Annotated in this window: 12 protein-coding genes; 3 read left to right on the top strand and 9 right to left on the bottom strand. The window is 60.6% G+C overall.

All coding sequences use genetic code 11. The annotated features are described in order from the left end of the window. Positions 1-3: 3 nt before the first annotated feature. Positions 4-861: an alpha/beta hydrolase gene (locus tag U1A53_RS09330; protein ID WP_322280391.1), complete on the bottom strand. Its 858-nt coding sequence runs from the start codon at positions 859-861 to the stop codon at positions 4-6. A 116-nt stretch (positions 862-977) separates the two neighbouring features. Between U1A53_RS09330 and U1A53_RS09325 the strand changes: the two genes are divergently transcribed. Next, complete coding sequence (locus tag U1A53_RS09325; RefSeq protein WP_322280390.1) at positions 978-2,492, top strand: hypothetical protein; 1,515 nt, start codon at positions 978-980, stop codon at positions 2,490-2,492. On the opposite strand, the gene U1A53_RS09320 is transcribed toward U1A53_RS09325, so the two are convergent. From U1A53_RS09320 to U1A53_RS09285, 8 genes are all read right to left on the bottom strand, one after another. Then, complete coding sequence (locus tag U1A53_RS09320) at positions 2,493-4,106, bottom strand: sialidase family protein (protein ID WP_322280389.1); 1,614 nt, start codon at positions 4,104-4,106, stop codon at positions 2,493-2,495. It abuts the gene before it with no gap. A gap of 5 nt (positions 4,107-4,111) precedes the next feature. Further along, on the bottom strand, positions 4,112-4,963 hold the full coding sequence (locus U1A53_RS09315; protein WP_322280388.1) for a GDSL-type esterase/lipase family protein: 852 nt from the start codon (positions 4,961-4,963) through the stop codon (positions 4,112-4,114). Positions 4,964-5,041: 78 nt separating this feature from the next. Next, positions 5,042-7,651, bottom strand: coding sequence for a DUF4838 domain-containing protein (locus tag U1A53_RS09310; RefSeq protein ID WP_322280387.1), 2,610 nt, complete (start codon positions 7,649-7,651; stop codon positions 5,042-5,044). Positions 7,652-7,790: 139 nt separating this feature from the next. Beyond that, entirely contained in the window at positions 7,791-8,636 is an 846-nt protein-coding gene (locus U1A53_RS09305; protein ID WP_322280386.1) for a GIY-YIG nuclease family protein, read from the bottom strand. Positions 8,637-8,973: 337 nt separating this feature from the next. Next, the gene (locus tag U1A53_RS09300) at positions 8,974-9,273 is read right to left on the bottom strand and encodes a type II toxin-antitoxin system RelE/ParE family toxin (protein WP_322280385.1); all 300 of its coding nucleotides are present in this window, start codon (positions 9,271-9,273) and stop codon (positions 8,974-8,976) included. Next, positions 9,270-9,506: an addiction module protein gene (locus U1A53_RS09295; protein ID WP_322280384.1), complete on the bottom strand. Its 237-nt coding sequence runs from the start codon at positions 9,504-9,506 to the stop codon at positions 9,270-9,272. The genes U1A53_RS09300 and U1A53_RS09295 overlap by 4 nt, the downstream gene beginning before the upstream one ends. A gap of 83 nt (positions 9,507-9,589) precedes the next feature. Continuing rightward, a complete protein-coding gene (locus tag U1A53_RS09290; RefSeq protein WP_322280383.1) occupies positions 9,590-10,486 on the bottom strand; it encodes an alpha/beta hydrolase in 897 nt (298 codons plus the stop codon). Then, positions 10,483-13,080 carry a c-type cytochrome domain-containing protein gene (locus U1A53_RS09285; RefSeq protein WP_322280382.1) on the bottom strand — a complete coding sequence of 866 codons (2,598 nt, stop codon included), beginning with the start codon at positions 13,078-13,080 and terminating at the stop codon, positions 10,483-10,485. The genes U1A53_RS09290 and U1A53_RS09285 overlap by 4 nt, the downstream gene beginning before the upstream one ends. Positions 13,081-13,204: 124 nt before the next feature. On the opposite strand from U1A53_RS09285, the gene U1A53_RS09280 reads away from it, so the two are divergent. Beyond that, entirely contained in the window at positions 13,205-13,738 is a 534-nt protein-coding gene (locus U1A53_RS09280; RefSeq protein ID WP_322280381.1) for a sigma-70 family RNA polymerase sigma factor, read from the top strand. Then, positions 13,731-15,233 carry a LamG-like jellyroll fold domain-containing protein gene (locus U1A53_RS09275; protein ID WP_322280380.1) on the top strand — a complete coding sequence of 501 codons (1,503 nt, stop codon included), beginning with the start codon at positions 13,731-13,733 and terminating at the stop codon, positions 15,231-15,233. The genes U1A53_RS09280 and U1A53_RS09275 overlap by 8 nt, the downstream gene beginning before the upstream one ends. Positions 15,234-15,248: the final 15 nt, after the last annotated feature.

The raw sequence follows: 15,248 nt of genomic DNA, 5'->3' as shown, positions 1-15,248 counted from the left end.
GCCTCACTTCTTCAACACCCTCGCGACAAAGTCACTCAGCGCCACCGTCGCCGGATCGCCCGGCTTGCCGAGGTTGTCATTGAGTTTGCTGTGATCGGTGTCCTTCGCGCCGAAGACGGTCGTCGGCACGCCGGCCTCGGTGAGGACCGCGCCAAAGCGTCGCGCCTGAATGGACGTGTCAGGGTGATTCGAGACGTGCAAGATCAGGAAAGGAGGGATGCCCTTGCCCTTCGCCACATGCGTCACGGCGGAGAAATCTCTGTGCTTCTCCGGGTCGCCGCCGAATTTCAGGCGGTGGCCATATTTCGGCATCGGCATGCCATGCACACGCAGGCGCGTCTCCGCTGTCTCGATCATCGCCGGGATGTCATAGGTGTCGCCATCGACCGGCACACTGCCGATGAGCGCGTTGAAATCAGCGCCGGCCTCCTTCAAGTAGCGGTCATCCGTGCATAGAATCGCCGCGAGTTGCGCGCCCGCCGAATGTCCGCCCACGAGCACGCGTTTTGGATCGCCGCCGTGCTGCGCGATGTTTTTCTGTACCCAGGCGAACGACTTCGCGCAGTCGCGGATGAGCGTGCCCATGTCCACCTCCGGCAGAAGGCGGTAATTCGTGGAGACAAAAACGAAGCCTTTGTCCATGAACCACTGCGGTTTGAGCTCCACATCGCTTTTATCACCCTGCTGCCATCCGCCGCCGTGAATCCAAAACACGACGGGCAGGTTCTTGGCGTTCGCTGGCGCGTAGATGTCGAGCACATGACGTGCGTGGCCGTTCTCGACGTAGGGGATGTTGGACTTCATGTCCTGGGCGAATGTAATCGTGACGAGTGCAAGACTGGCGAGGAGGAGATGCTTCATGGCTTGAATGCCTTCGGTTGTGAGGCTCCTCAACCAACGCTCGCCAACCCGCTTTCTGCCACAGAGAATGATCGACATCAGACATGCCCAGCGATTAAAACCACCCCATGACTTCGATGACACGACACCTTCTCTTTGCCGCATGGCTCGCATGTGGACCGTCGATGCTGCCTGCGGCAGAAACAGTGGTTGTCGGAGTGATCGAGGATTTCGCCAGCGCGCCACCGGGGCCATTTCAGAAAGGCTTTCTCGAATCGCATCGCTGGAGTGAAGACTTTCGACAGCGAGCACGTGCATGGAGCAGCATCGAGGTCGTTTCTGAAGGAGGTGGCAAAGCATTGCGCGTTCGTGTCAGCGATCCGCAGGCATTTGCGAGTGGTGCCGGATCGTTTCTCCGCCTCGCACCCTACTTTCCGCCCGAGGCCGATGCCCTGCGTATCCGCGTGAAGGTGCTGACTGGTCAGGTCTCGATCTACATCGGCGGTCCGACGGCCTATTACGGCAACAGTGACGTCTTCACCGAGCCGCAAACCATCCGTGCGATGGCAAAGCCCGAGTGGATCGAGGTCGTCTGCCAGTTCAATCATCCCACCTGGCGCAATTACCGCCGCTCCGGCTTCAGCACCGATGCGCCGCGCAATTACTACAACCGCTGGGCGCAGGAGCATGTGGGCGTGTTTCTCGCACCAGACTCGCTCGGCGAATGTCTCATCGACCACATCGAAGTGGTGGCGCTCGGCGAAGGGAAACCCTTTGCCACCTTTTCGCCCGATCAGATCAAGCCTGTGAAGACCATCACCGACTTCGAGAACGGCAAGCACGATCAAGCCTTCAATCTCTACATGGCCGCCGCTGAGGCGGAGTGGTTCGACGAATCCTGGAAGCGCACCAAGCCGCTGCGCTTTGAGCCTATGCAGCTCACCGTGATCGACACGGGTCTCGATGGCCGCAAGTCACTCGAAAGCCGTGGCCGCACCGCCGAGGAGGTGCATTGCACCGGCGTGCGCACGAGCAGTGCCGCTGATGCCAATGCCATCACGGTAACGCTCAACGTGGATGCGCCGGAGCAGCGCAACACACTTGTCGGCGCTGGTGAGATCGTGCCTCTCGACTTCCTAGTGTTCGTCGCACCCACCGGCAAACCCTTCCCATGGCAGTCCCTCGCGACCTCCGCCGAATTGCGGGCCAAAGGCGGCCCTGGCTTCGACTACAACCTCACCCACCGTAGCATCGCCACGCGTACCGATCTCGACTTCGCCATCTACCAGACGCGGCGCTACCTCAAGCCCGGCGAGTGGTCGAACCAGGTGCTCCCCACCGCCGATTTCACCTGCATCTACGGCCAAGGCGCGATGCGAGACCGCTTCACCCGTCACGAGCCACTACGCAGCAGCGAAGTCATCGCCGTCGCTTGGTTAAATCCGTGGTGTCGTCAGGGACAACGCGATGCGCCCGTCATCACACGCATTGATGACCTTTCGTTCGTCAAAGTTCCCGGATCACCTGCCGAGCATCAATCCTTCTGGCAGGTGCCCGATGTGAAACAGTTCCTCCACCGCGACGAAGAATCCCCCGGCCTGCGCAAACGCCACATCTGGCTGCCGGGTGATCCTCCACCTCCAACGAAGTAGTCACTTCACCCGCTCCACCTCCACCATCACGCCGTTCACCTTTGGAGCATCGTGGATGTAGAGCAGCTTGCCGGGGCTGATTTCGCGGATGCTGGTGTAGTTGAAGCCAACGCGTTCGGAGATGACATGATGGGAAGGCCACGTCTTGCCACCGTCGAGGCTGAACATGAGGCAGCTCGCCGGACGGCCGTAGGCACAGGCGAGCACGCCGTTGCTCATGAGCACGAGATCGGGCAGCACCTTGCCGACTTCGAGTTCGACAGGCGGCGTCCACGTTTTGCCGCCATCGTGGGAAAACATCTGCTTCATGCGCGAGTTGCGGTCGCCGCGGATGACGGCGGTTTGCTCCGTGGCGCTGAGGCGGCAGACGGCGGGTTCACCGCCGGGACCGATGGTGCTGAAGTGGGTCCACGTTTTGCCTTCGTCGGTGCTGCGCATGAGGTGGGACATGCGCACGGTGTTGTTGCGGCCATCGGGCAGCTTCACGCCCTTGCGGCTCCACAGCACCATCGTCACACCACCGTCGTCATCGTTCCAGATGTGGCGCTCGCAGATGATTTGGTCGCTCTTGGCCTCATTGGTGAACTCTTTCGGCAGTTTGAGCTCGTTGTCGATCATCTCAAAGCTCGTCGCATCCGCGTTGAGATGCACGGTTTTACCAACCACACGTCCATCCGGTTGTGTGCGTGTCCAGCGGGACACGGCGAGGATGCTGCCATCCGGCCGACGCAGGCATGGCAGCGGCGTGGTGTCGAGCTTGTCGAGTCCGGGGATCGGCGTCCATGTTTTGCCCGCATCGGTCGATTTGAGCAGGCCATAGGGCTCGTAGAAGGCATCCGGGCCTTGGGCGACACTCATGAGCAGCAGGCCCTGGCCCATGTCATAGAGATAAGGCCGCGTCTGGCGGATGTCGTCGCGCTTGATCTCCCACGGCTCGCTCACGGTGATCTTCAACGGTGATGATGGCAAAGGCGCTGCCGCTTTGCGCACACCCAGCTTCACCGACTGCCAGATCGCACTGCCTGTGGCCGTTTTGGCGCTCGACCCGAACTGGATGAAGGCCTCCGGCGATTCCGCAAGTTTCCAGAAGGCCCCCTGGCCCTCCACTTTGCGCTCGCCGTCCACCCACATGCCCATGTCCGTGCCGCGAATAACGAGCCGATAGGTGTGAAAACGATTCGTTGTATCCATCGGGATGAAGCGGTCTGTATGACTCGCGGCTTGATTCGCGAACAGCACGAGCCCTTCCTGATGCTTGCCATCGCTCACGAGCACGGACACCGGCGCGCCATCGCGCCACGGCCAGACGGAGGCGGATGTTTTGCCCTTCACAGCGCCCGTGGTGCCAACGACCTTCACCGTGACTTCGACGATGATCTCCTCATCCGCGCCCGCCTTCCACGCAGCGCGGAAGTTCGCGAACTCCTTGTCATCATCGGCAAGATGCAGCCCATCAGCCTCGATTGTGGCTTTCGGTGTGCCGGTCGTCGTCCACGACCCGGCGGGCAGCGATTTGGCGTCGTAGTTCACGAGCCAGTTGATATCATCCGCTGCGGCCAAAGAGCCAATGGAAGCCAAAAAGGCCGCAAACAGGCCGGCACGTGGGGAAATCATGATCGTTACTTCTTGGGGTTCGATTTGGCCTTTTCCGCAGCCGCTTTGGCACGTGCTTCGGCCTGCTTTTTCGCAAACTCCGCGGCAGCCACTTCGAGCGCAGGCCAGGAGGCTTTGGCTTTGTCGAGTTCGGCTTCATTGAGTCCGAAAGCCTTCAGCACGCCGACGGCCATGAGCTTGTTGCCTTCGGCATTCATGTGCACGCCGTCGCTGGTGAGCACTTTCACGTTCGGCTTGTTCTCCGCCTTGATGCGCTCCTCAAACATCGCGTACAGATCGGCCATCGGCACATTCTTCTCCTTGGCGAGCTTGCGGAGGAAATCGTTGTAGGGCGCAAGCAGGCCGTTCTCTTTGCTCGCGAGATTCTCATGAATCACTGTCGCCGTCAGCATCACCGGCTTCACGCCTGCGGCTGTCGCCTGATCGATGATGGCGGTGATGTTCTTCTGGTAAGTGCCGCGTGTGGCGACCTTCTCATCGTAGGTGCCACTTTTCGCCATCACATCATCGAGCGGCACGCCGCGAGGGCCGTGCCACACATCATTCACGCCGCAGCTCAGCGTCATCCACTGCGGCTTCTTGCTCAGCACGTCCTTGTTGAGCCGGGCGAGCATTTGATCCGACTTGTGCCCGCTTATCCCCGCTGGAACCGGTTCCGCCTTGATCCCATTCGCTTCCAATCCCGCGATCACGAGCCGCACATAACCCGCCGGATTGCTCCAACCGCCATGGGTGATCGAATCACCGAGGAAGGCGATCTTCTCGCCGCTCTTCACGGCGATTTCGGCGCTGGCCAAGACTGGCGCGACAAGTGTGGCGGCGAGGACGGGGAGAATTCGGAGGGAGTGTATGTTCATGGTGGCTGCAAGCAAACGAGCAACCATCACCTTCCTTTCTGTCACCAAGGACTCAAAAGCAGATTCGCTTCACGATGCCTACTCAAACACGATCTCGCCCATCACGGTCGCGTCTTCCATGCGGGTGCTGGTGAGGGAGGAGGACCAAATCGCGCGGTCGATGACTTCGCGGGGCAGGGCGTGGTTGCGGCCGAAGTTGGCTTTCCAGGTGATGCCTTTCGTGGGGGCTTCGACACCGAGAGTTTTGAAGGGAATCACGATGTATGCATGCCAGCGTTTCGCTTTGGCATCGACACGGGTTTCGCTGGTCCAGTTGCCGTTCCATGTGGGGTCGTCTTTGCCGTGGCGGGGGTCCATCACGTCGGTGATGCGGCCGTTGAGGGCGTCGTATTTCGATGCGGCATTCGCGCCTTGGGTGAGGCGATAAAAGAGCGGTTGGGCGGGATTGGGGGCGAGATACACGTCGAGCGCTTCTTGGTTGGTGAGGACGCGGTCGCGGTTGAAGGCGGTGAAGGTCGTTTCATCGCCGAGTTCGGCTTCGGCGCGGAGATGGAGGGCGTTTTCATCGTAAAGGAGGCGCAGCGTGGTTTTACGCGGCAGCGTGTGCAGCGGCGGGAGGAGCGTGAGTTCGTGCGCGGGGACGTTTTGCCACTCGGGGCTGTCGAGCGTGAGTTTGGCGGTCTTTTTGGCGATGGTGAGCTTTTTGAGGCCGATGGGCGGGGCGTTGCGCATGGCCTTAGTGTCCCAGTTGAAGCAGGTGTTGGCATACGGCTCCTGGTAGCCGTCGTGGGCGAGTTGCAGGTGCTTCGCGTCGTGGCCGGGGAAGGGGAAGAGGATGTGGTTCCACTCCTTTTGATGACCTTTGATATAAAGCGTGGCGATCAAGGCATTGCGGGCGTCGATGGCATCGAGCAGGCGATGCAGCGAGCCGGTATCCGGCAGCATTTGATAGGCTTGATGCAGATGCACGACCTTCGCGAAGTGCTTCAAGTAATCGAACTCCGTGCGCACGAGCGCGAGGCGTGTCTTCACTTTCGGTGTGGTGGCTAGCTTTTCGGACTGCGCGAGGTGACCCTCCATCGCGGCGAGCAGGCGCGGCGTGTAGAGGAAGGCGATGAGCTGAAACGGGTCCTGCACCGTTTTGCGTCCGCGGGCGTCGGTGGGCAGCGGTTTGAAAGTCCACACGTCGTTGCGCGTGCCGAGGTGGTCGGAGTAGAGCGCGATGGCATTGTAGAGTTCGTCATAAAAGGCGCGCATGTAGAAGGCGATGCTTTTGTTTTGAAACGCGGCCTCGCAGAACTCGGGGACGAGGTCTTTGGCGTGGTTGTTCGCCGGATCATCAAACATGCGGCCCATGGTGTAATAGACGGGGCCTTCGAGTCCGAAGAGCTGGCCGGGGCCGTCGCGGTAGAGCGACTGGATGCGGTTCGCGGCGAGCCTTTGCACCTGCAGCTCGATGTAGCCCGGCGTGCGCATCGGCGTGTAGCGCGTGCCGAGGTTCGGGCACCAGTTATAGACGTAGCCGGTGAAGCCGCGTGGCACGTCGATGCCGCGCCACGGGGCGATGTCTTCCTCGTTCGTGCCGGTGAGCATGATGCAGGTGTTCGCGGGGAAAGCTTTGAAGGTCTTCGGCGGCGCGGCGGTGAGGATGTAGCTCATCATCGTCACCTGCTTGCCTGGATGCGACTTCTCCAAACGCCGCGCGACATCGCGGTGGAAGATCCAGATCTTCTCCGACCAGTCTTTGCCGGTGCCGTGGAGCGTGTCGCACTTCTCGCACTGGCACTCGCGAAAACCGTCTGGCTGGCCGAGATCGACGCTGTCGTAGCCTTTGTCGAAGAAGCCCGCGAGATCGCGGTAGATGCGCTCCTGCACGTCGGGATTCGACAGGCAATACTGCGCCTTGCCGCCCTCCGGCTTCAATCGCGAGCCGCTGATCATCGCGAAGTATTCCGGGTGCTCCGCAAACAACTCCGCCGGCACCGCCCGCTCCCACGTGTGACCGCCGAACTGCTCGTCCACGCGCGGGAAGCGATTGTGCGCGAGATCATAAAACGACGCGCCCGCCGGATGCGCCGTGTTCACCCGCAGCAGCGGCGTGGTCGTCACATTCAGCGACTCCGGCACCGTGATCGTCTGCATCGGCAAAAACTCGATCGCGGGCGATGCGAGCAGGTCGATCTTCGCCGCGCCGCTCACCGGCGTGTAGCCCGGCAGATCAGGATACAAAAAACGCACGCCCATGAACTGCCGCGCAAAATCCACCACCGCCTTCGCCGTGCCCACGCGATCCCAGTTTGGACGGCGCTTATTGTCCGTCGGTGCCTTCGACGGATGATCATGCCCCGCGATCACGATGTCCCGCCCGATCACGCGATGCGCAAAGCTCCAATCCCGCAGCTTCGTCACATCGATGCCGTTCTTTTGCGCAAACTGCGTGTTCCCGAGCATCAACGCCGGTTTCGCTGCATCTCGCTGACTCTCCGTCACGACCGCGACCTCCGCGCCATTCGCCAGAAACGCCGTTTGCAGCAGCCGCGCCGTCTGCGCGAGCCCATCCGTCAGCGCCTGCGTCTCCAGCTTGTCCGGCACGACGATCTGGTAGTCCGACTTGCCCGCATCGAGCAACTTGAGGTCAGCAGCGGTTGCAGCGGAGAGGGAGAGGAAGAGCGCAAGAAAGAGCTTCATGGGTGGGACATGAACGCGGTTGGTGGAGCGGTCTTCTCCCGCAGCGCTCAGGAAGGTTTGGTCTTTATGTGAGTAGATGCACCGTATGTTCCATACCAAGCTCTACCGCGATTCGCAGCCACCTCTGCTTTGGAGATCATCATTGCTCGTCCAATTGCTTGAGTGATCTGCCATCCTTGGTTTTCCAGGCAGTGAGTCCGTTCGCGCTTCCACCGTGAATTACAACTGCTGCTGCGGACGGACTGGTAAACTCGACATCCTTCGTGAAGACGAAAAGGCCGCTTTTCTCGATTAGCGTGCCATTCACAACGAGTTGTTTCCGGTGAGCCAGGACATTGGGATACTTTTCAGTCGATGGCCGGTCTTCCAAACTGGCAGTCGAACCTTGGAAGACTACAAAGCCATTCGCTGTCCGCTGTCCTCGCGCCTCAGCATCCTTCATTCGGCAGTAGAGGACACCACCGGGTTGGGGTTTTGCTGCAGGCTGGGCAATAGGCGTGATGATGTCACACCCAAGAACGGGAAGGAGCTGGCGGATGCGGGAGAAGAATACCTCCATATCCTCACGGTCTGATTCTGGAAGCTTGGATCCACCTGCCTGATTCTGTTCGAGCGTAAATCTGTTCACCGCAGCAGCTTCGACGAGAAGACGTTGCTCAAGATAACGGACATGAGCCTTGGTCAGATTCTCGTCCTTGCTCACAAAGACTATCGCCGAAACCCAAAACTCTTTGGTTTTGTGCTGTTTGATCCGGTCACGAATCACCTCAGCTTCGCCCACGTATGCTCTGGGTGCGTTAGCGAGCGGATCGGTGCCGATGAGGATATAGACCTCGGCTTTGCCCAACTCCTCGCGGGCGAGGAGATCGTCCAGTTCGGTTCGTGGCGCTGCAACTGCCTTTCCCGTCCAGTTAGAGATTTCGGCAGTTCGGAGGCTCTTTGCATCCCCACGAGGCAGGAAGAGTTTGATCGTTGCGGAGGTCATTGACGGAAATGTATGTCTGTTGCTTTAAGACCCCTCTAAACCTGTAAAGGATCAGATTCACTCACATGTTTTGTGGTTTTGCCACCGCATGACCTCGTGCTTGCCTGATTGAGGCCGCTGCCTTCCGAGTATCCTCCCTTGGCGTTCCAGCCACTCGACGAGCCCCTGCGGCCCATTCGCGGGCGGGGATGAGGAACACCACCAGAGATTCAGACGGGCAAGAGTTCCCCTGGGAAGCCTCTCGCGCCATGTTGAACTCTCGCGGTGCGCTTTCCCTCAAGGAGGGGCGGTTTGCAACCGCCCGGAGGCGCTTCAAAAGCGCCTTTCCTTGCCCCCCTCACGGCCACCGGTTCTTCCAGTAGTCAGGCTGTCGGGCGTGGTGGGCAACGGCCACGACAATCACCCTCTCATCACGAATAATGAACGCGATGTAGTAGGGGAAGCCGGGCAGGTTCACTCGACGCCAGCCGCCTTCCCTTAGCCGCCAAAGCAGCGGGTGCTGAACAATCGCCGAGCAAGCATCCTCCAGTTCGTGCCGGAACCGCGCCCCGAGTCCAGGAACCTTGGCCTCGTAATCGCCGGTGACGCACTGTGCTTCCGCCTCGGCCTCGGGAAGAAACTCAAGAACGAGGTTCATCGATCTGGAGCAATCTCGCGGAGCTTGCGGAAAACATCCACGGCTGGAACGGTCCTGGTCTCTCCAGTGTCGAAGGCTGCGATCCGGCGGGAAATTTCGTCTGACCAAGCCTCATTCGCAGAGGCCATGTTGTCAGTCTCCACACTCTCCATCAAAGCGAGTGCCAGACGCATGCGCTGCTCGGCGGGGAGAATGAAGACCTGACTGGAGATAGCATCAAGTGTGGCTGGCATACGGGCAGTCTATGCTGACGGCGCGACCTGTCGAGCCTGGAATCCGTACCCACCTCGTGCTTGCCTGATCAAGGCCGCTGCCTTCAAGGCTTCTTCCCCAGGCTTTCCAGCCACTCGACGAGCAGCTTCGGCCATTGTGCGCCGGGGAAGCCGTTTTTCACGCGTTGGGGGATGAGGTTGCCGACGCCGTGGCCGCCTTCTTCGTGGAGATCGAGGCGGGCGGGGACGCCGAGCTTCTTCAAGTCGGCGATGATGTTCGTGGCGATCTCGACGGGCTTGTCGGTCGTGGCGTGGGCGAGATAGACGGGCGGCGAGTTCGCCTTGAAGACGAAGGGGTTCTCCGGCTTCCGCCAATGCCACGTCCCGAGTCCTACCGCGAAGTCAGGACGGCTGCTGAGGCACTCGATGGGATCGGTGGCCTGCGGATCACCGAGATCGAAGTTCGCGGCGAGATTCATCGCGAGGTTCGCGCCAGCGGAGTAACCCACGACGCCGACTTTGGCGGGATCGATGCCCCACTCGGAAGCGTGATGACGCACGAGGCGCATGGCGCGTTTCGCATCGAGCAAGGTGAGCGCCTGAATGCCTTCGTTCGGCAGGAGATGCGGCGGACGCGTGCGATATTTGAGGCCGATAACGGCGATGCCCATGGGATTGAAGACCTGCGCGGCATACACGACATGTGTCTTCCAATCATGCCCGCCATAACCGCCGCCCGCGCACACGACGATGGCCATGCCGTTGTGCTTTTCCTTCGGCGGCAGATACGGTGTGATCGTCGGCACCGAGACGCTGCGGATGCGCTGATTTTCCGCGATGACCTCAGGCGCGGCGTTTTCGAGAAACTGTGGCGGTTTGCCGGGCCAGAGCAAAATAGGCTCCGGTGTGTCGGAGCCGAGTTGCTGCATCAACTCACGCTCGGCGGGCGTGAGCTCAGCGAAGACCGAGGTGACGAGGAGAAGTGAAAGAAACTGTCTCACGGCTTGAACTCGGCCACGACTTTCGCGGAGGTCACATCCCACGCTCTCACGGTGCCGTCTTGATCGCCGCCGAGGATGAGATCGCCGGCTTGATTGGTGGCGAGGGCCTGGAGGAAAGCGGTGGAGCCGGGGAGTTGTTTCACTTCGCCGCCGTCGCTGGTGATGAGGCGCAGTTTGGTGTCACCGGCGCTGGTGGCGATCTGGTCGGCAGCGCCGAGGTAACGGATACCGGTGACTTCTTTGTCCCAGCCATCGACGTTTTTGCGGCGATCTCCGGTGGTCCAGTCCCAGATTTTGACGACGTTGTCCGCACCACTGCTGGCGAGCAGGCGGCCATCCGCACGCCAGGAAACGCCCAGCACATGATGCGTGTGGCCTTCAAAGACCTTCACCACTTTGCCGGTGCTCAAATCAGTGATGCGCACGGCCTTGTCGGCTCCGCCGGAGGCGAGGAGCTTGCCATCGGGGGAAAAATCGAGCGCGAAGATGCTGTCGAGATGACGCTCGGCATAAGTCTTGGTGAGCGTGCCAGTGGCAACATCCCACAGCGTGATGTCGCCGCTGCGGGAAGGCTCTCCGCTGCCGATGGCGAGCGTTTTGCCATCAGGGCTGAAGGCGATGCTGTTGGCGCGGTCGGTGATGAGTGATTTGCCGTCGCCAGTGCCGAAGCTGCGTTCAAGAACCCAGGTGGTGCTGCTGCTGCCGGGCGCGATGGGCTTGCCGTTCACGGTGCTCCAGGCAAGCGCGGGGCCAGCATCAAAGGTGGCGATGAGTTCGAAGCCGTTGGCGGAGAACTGGAGTGCCTTGGCCTTCTTGAGGCCGGTCGTAAGCGTTTTGGCAATGAGGTCGCGATCCGCGTTCGCCTTCTCGAGTTCCTTCTTCACGACTTCGAGACGTGCTTTGGCATCGACGACGTTCTGCTTGGACTTCTTCTCGTTTTCAGTGACGAGTTTGATTTCATTGGCCGTGTCGGTGATGGCAGCTTCGGCGCGGGTGAGGGCTTCTTGCGCGAGCTTGAAGTCACTGGCGGCCTTGGTGGCTTTGTCCTGAGCTTCGGTGTTCTGTTTGATCAAAGCATCATCTGGTTTGCCGGTCGATACCTTGGCAACTTGATCGGCGACTTCCTTCGCGGCTTTGTCAGCGGCAGCTTTGGCGTCTTCCTTGGGCTTGACGGCCTTCCTTCTCTCTTCGAGCGCCGGCTTCGCGAGTATGACGAGCTCGCCGAGATCGCTAGCCTTCCTCAAGCGATCCACCTGCTCCTTCAAGCGATTATTCTGTTCGGCGAGCTCAGCGGGAGCTGGCTGGGGCTGCTTCTGGCTTTCGGTGATGAGTTTGGCTTCGTTGGTAGCGGCGGTGATGACTGCCTCGGCGCGTGTGAGGGCTGTCTGGGCGAGTTTGAGGTCGAGGGCGGCCTTGGCAGCCAGGGCTTGAGCTTCGGCGTGCTTTTTGGCCAGCGCATCATCCGGCTTGCCTGACGATGCCATGGCGAATTGAGCACCGATTTCCTTCGCGGCCTTCTCGGCGGCTACTTTGGCGTCTTCCTTGGGCTTGATGTCCTTCTTTTTCTCTTCGAGCGCTTTCTTGGCGAGATCAGCGAGTTCATTGGCTTTCTTCAAGCGATTCGTCTGCTCGGTGGCATCGGTCTCGGCCTTCTTGATGGCCTCGTTTTGATAGGTGACTTCCAAACTGGCCCGCGTGGCTGCTAGGCTGCGCTGAGCGAGAGCCTGCTCGACCGTGAGGTCAGTCTTGATGTGGGCGATGAGCTTGCCGCCAGCAGTTTCGGTGAGCTTGATCGTGTTGTCGGCCTCCTGGACGGCGGTGAACTTCGGATGCGTCGGCACCGGGGCGGCAACGGTCTTCGTTTCGCGTTTCCACAGCTTCACCTCTCGAAAGCTGCCCGTGGCGAGCCGTGTGCCATCCGGGCTGAAGGCGAGAGATTGCACCATGTCGCGATGTGCGACGCCGGGCTGCTTGTAGAGGCCGGATTTGAGCAGGGTCTCGTCGGTGAGCTTGGTGACAAGGCTGTGCGTGGGCAGATGGTAGATGCTGATCTGGTTCGCGCGTGCGGCGGCGGCGAAGTCGCCCTGCGGTGTGGCGGCGATGGCGTAGATGGTCTGCAAGCCGGACGGCAGCGGCTCCCATGAGATGATGACTTCTCTTTTAGGCGAGGCCTTCGCACCTTGGTCGATCCATGCTTTGAAAAGCGCGAGCTGCTCGGTGGTGAGGTTCACCGCGCCGACCTTGTTGCCCTTTGGCGGCATTTCGGAGTCCCAGGTGTGCGCGGCAGCCTGAAACATGATGCTGTCAGCCCCCTTGCCTGGGATGATGCCCTTGTCAGTCTCACCGCCCTTCGCCATCAGCTCCGGCGTCTCCATGTTGAGACCGCCTTTGGTCGTGGTCTTGTTATGGCAGGCGATGCAGTTCTCTTTGAGGAAGGGACGGATGTCGCGGTCGTAATCGAGGGGCGCGGCGTTCGCCGCACTGGCGAATGACGGAAGCAGAGCCGAGCAAAGCGAGACAGCCAGCCAAGGGCTGCCCCGAAGGGGTGAGCGAAGCGAAGCAAAGACAAGTGAGGAGAGGCAGCGGCGGAGCATGATGGCAAAGTACGCAGCCAAGGGAGCCAATTGCGCATGCGGTGTGGTTAAAGACCCGGCTTCTTGATTTTTCGGGACGATTTCTTGTCCGGTTTTCCTTCCTCGCTTGGGTTAATGGCAACGCATGAACACTGCCGATACTCACGCAGCCCAGATTTTTCTCTCCCATCACGACTTTGTGAAGGGCGTGGCGCTGAAATATGCCCCCTGGCCGGGCCTCATGGACGACATCACGCAGCAGGTGTTTCTCGAATTCATGGCGAAGGAGTCGAAATGGGATCTCAGCAACGACGCACGGCCGCTGCTGGCCACGATGACGCGCCACATCGCCATGCGGCTGTGGCGTGAGCGCACGCGGCAGCAGCCGGAGGTGGTGCAAAAGCTGGCGGATCACATTCGATTGCTGGCGGATGAGCGTGAGAAGCCACCACGCTACGAGGACGAGATCGGCGTGCTGCGCTCCTGCCTGCAAAAGCTGCCGGAGAAAAGCCGCGAACTGGTGGAACTCTATTATTACAACGAAGTCGGCACGCCGGAGATCGCGGAGCAGATCAACATGAAGGCGGACACAGTCTGCCGGGCGCTTTCACGCGTGCGCGAAAAGCTGCGCGAGTGCATCCAGCAATCCATGAACCAGGGAGGCCACACGCATGCTTGATTCAGACACCTTGATTCAGCATTACCTCGAAGGCACGCTCAGCGATGCCGAGGCGGAGGAGTTGCATGAATTGCTCAAAGCCCAGCCAGAACTCGGCGAAAAGTTGATCCAGCACTTCGAGATGGACGCGATGCTCCGCGCCACGAAGCCTTTGGCCGCGAATAACATCATCCGGCCCGCCTTGCTGCCGAAACGCCGTTTCACCTTCGCCACCGTCACCAGTGTGGCCGCGCTGGCGGCCTGCGTCACACTGCTGGGCACGTGGATCGTGCTGCCGTGGCTGAAATCGGACGTGGAAGAGACCACTGCCTCCGTCGCCGTGCTCACACGCGGCGTGAATCTCGAATGGGAATCCGCCGCCATCACACCGGGCACGCCGCTTTCGCCGGGGCTGCTCAAATGGAAGTCCGGCATCGCGCAGATCGAGTTTTACCAAGGCGCTCGCGTGTTGATCGAAGGGCCCGCCGAACTGCAACTCATCTCCAGCGGCGAGGCCACCTGCACCCGCGGCAAACTCAGCGCCAACGTGCCGCCGCAGGCCAAAGGCTTCCGCATCAACACGCCCAAAGGCACCATCGTCGATCTCGGCACCGAGTTCGGCCTTGATGTCAGCGACGCAGGCTCCGAGGTCCATGTCTTCAAAGGCGAGGTCGAGCTGCACAAGGCCGCCGAGTCGATGAAATCGCTCAAAGAAGGCCAGGCGATGACCTTCGCGGCCGAATCACAACTCCTCGCGGCAAATGCATCGAGCTTTGCCTCGCTCAATGAAATCAACGCCCGCACCGCGTTGTCGGATCGCTCGCAGTTTGAGCGCTGGCAGGCGCAAAGCGCCATACTGAACGCCGATCCGAGTTTGAAGCTCCATTTCGACTTTCAAGACGACGAGACCGCCCGCTCGCTGCGCAATCACGCAAAAGCAGGCGAGGACGGCAGCATCGTCGGCGCCGCATGGACGATGGGACGCTGGCCCGGCAAGCGCGCGCTCGAATTTCGCAACGTCAGCGACCGTGTGCGCATCAGCATCGCAGGCGAGACCAAGGCACTCACGATGGGCGTGTGGCTGCGTGTGAACGGACTCGACCGCTCCTTGAACTCCATCTTCATGTCTGAAGGCTGGGGTGACCGTAAAACCCACTGGCAAATCACCCGCGAAGGTAAAATCCGCCTCGGCGTGGCTGGTTCGCATGGCAAGCGGCACGCTGATTATGACACGCCGGTTTTCTTCACGCCGGAACGATTTGGCCGCTGGATGCACCTCGCCGTCGTCTTTGATCCCACGGCCAAAGAAGTCCGCCATTACGTCAACGGCAGCCTGCTGGCCCGCCTGCCACTCCAAGACGCCTCACCGCTCAAAATCGGCATCGCCGAGCTCGGCAACTGGAACGACCGCCGCACCGGTGGCGTCGCCATCCGTCACCTCAGCGGTGCGATGGACGAGTTCGCGCTGTGGGATCGTGCTCTCGGTGATGCCGAGATCACTGCCCTCGCGAAGTGATCCGCAATATCACGC

This window comes from Prosthecobacter sp., from assembly GCF_034366625.1.
Classification (GTDB): domain Bacteria; phylum Verrucomicrobiota; class Verrucomicrobiia; order Verrucomicrobiales; family Verrucomicrobiaceae; genus Prosthecobacter.
This window is presented reverse-complemented; position numbering and strand designations above follow the sequence as displayed.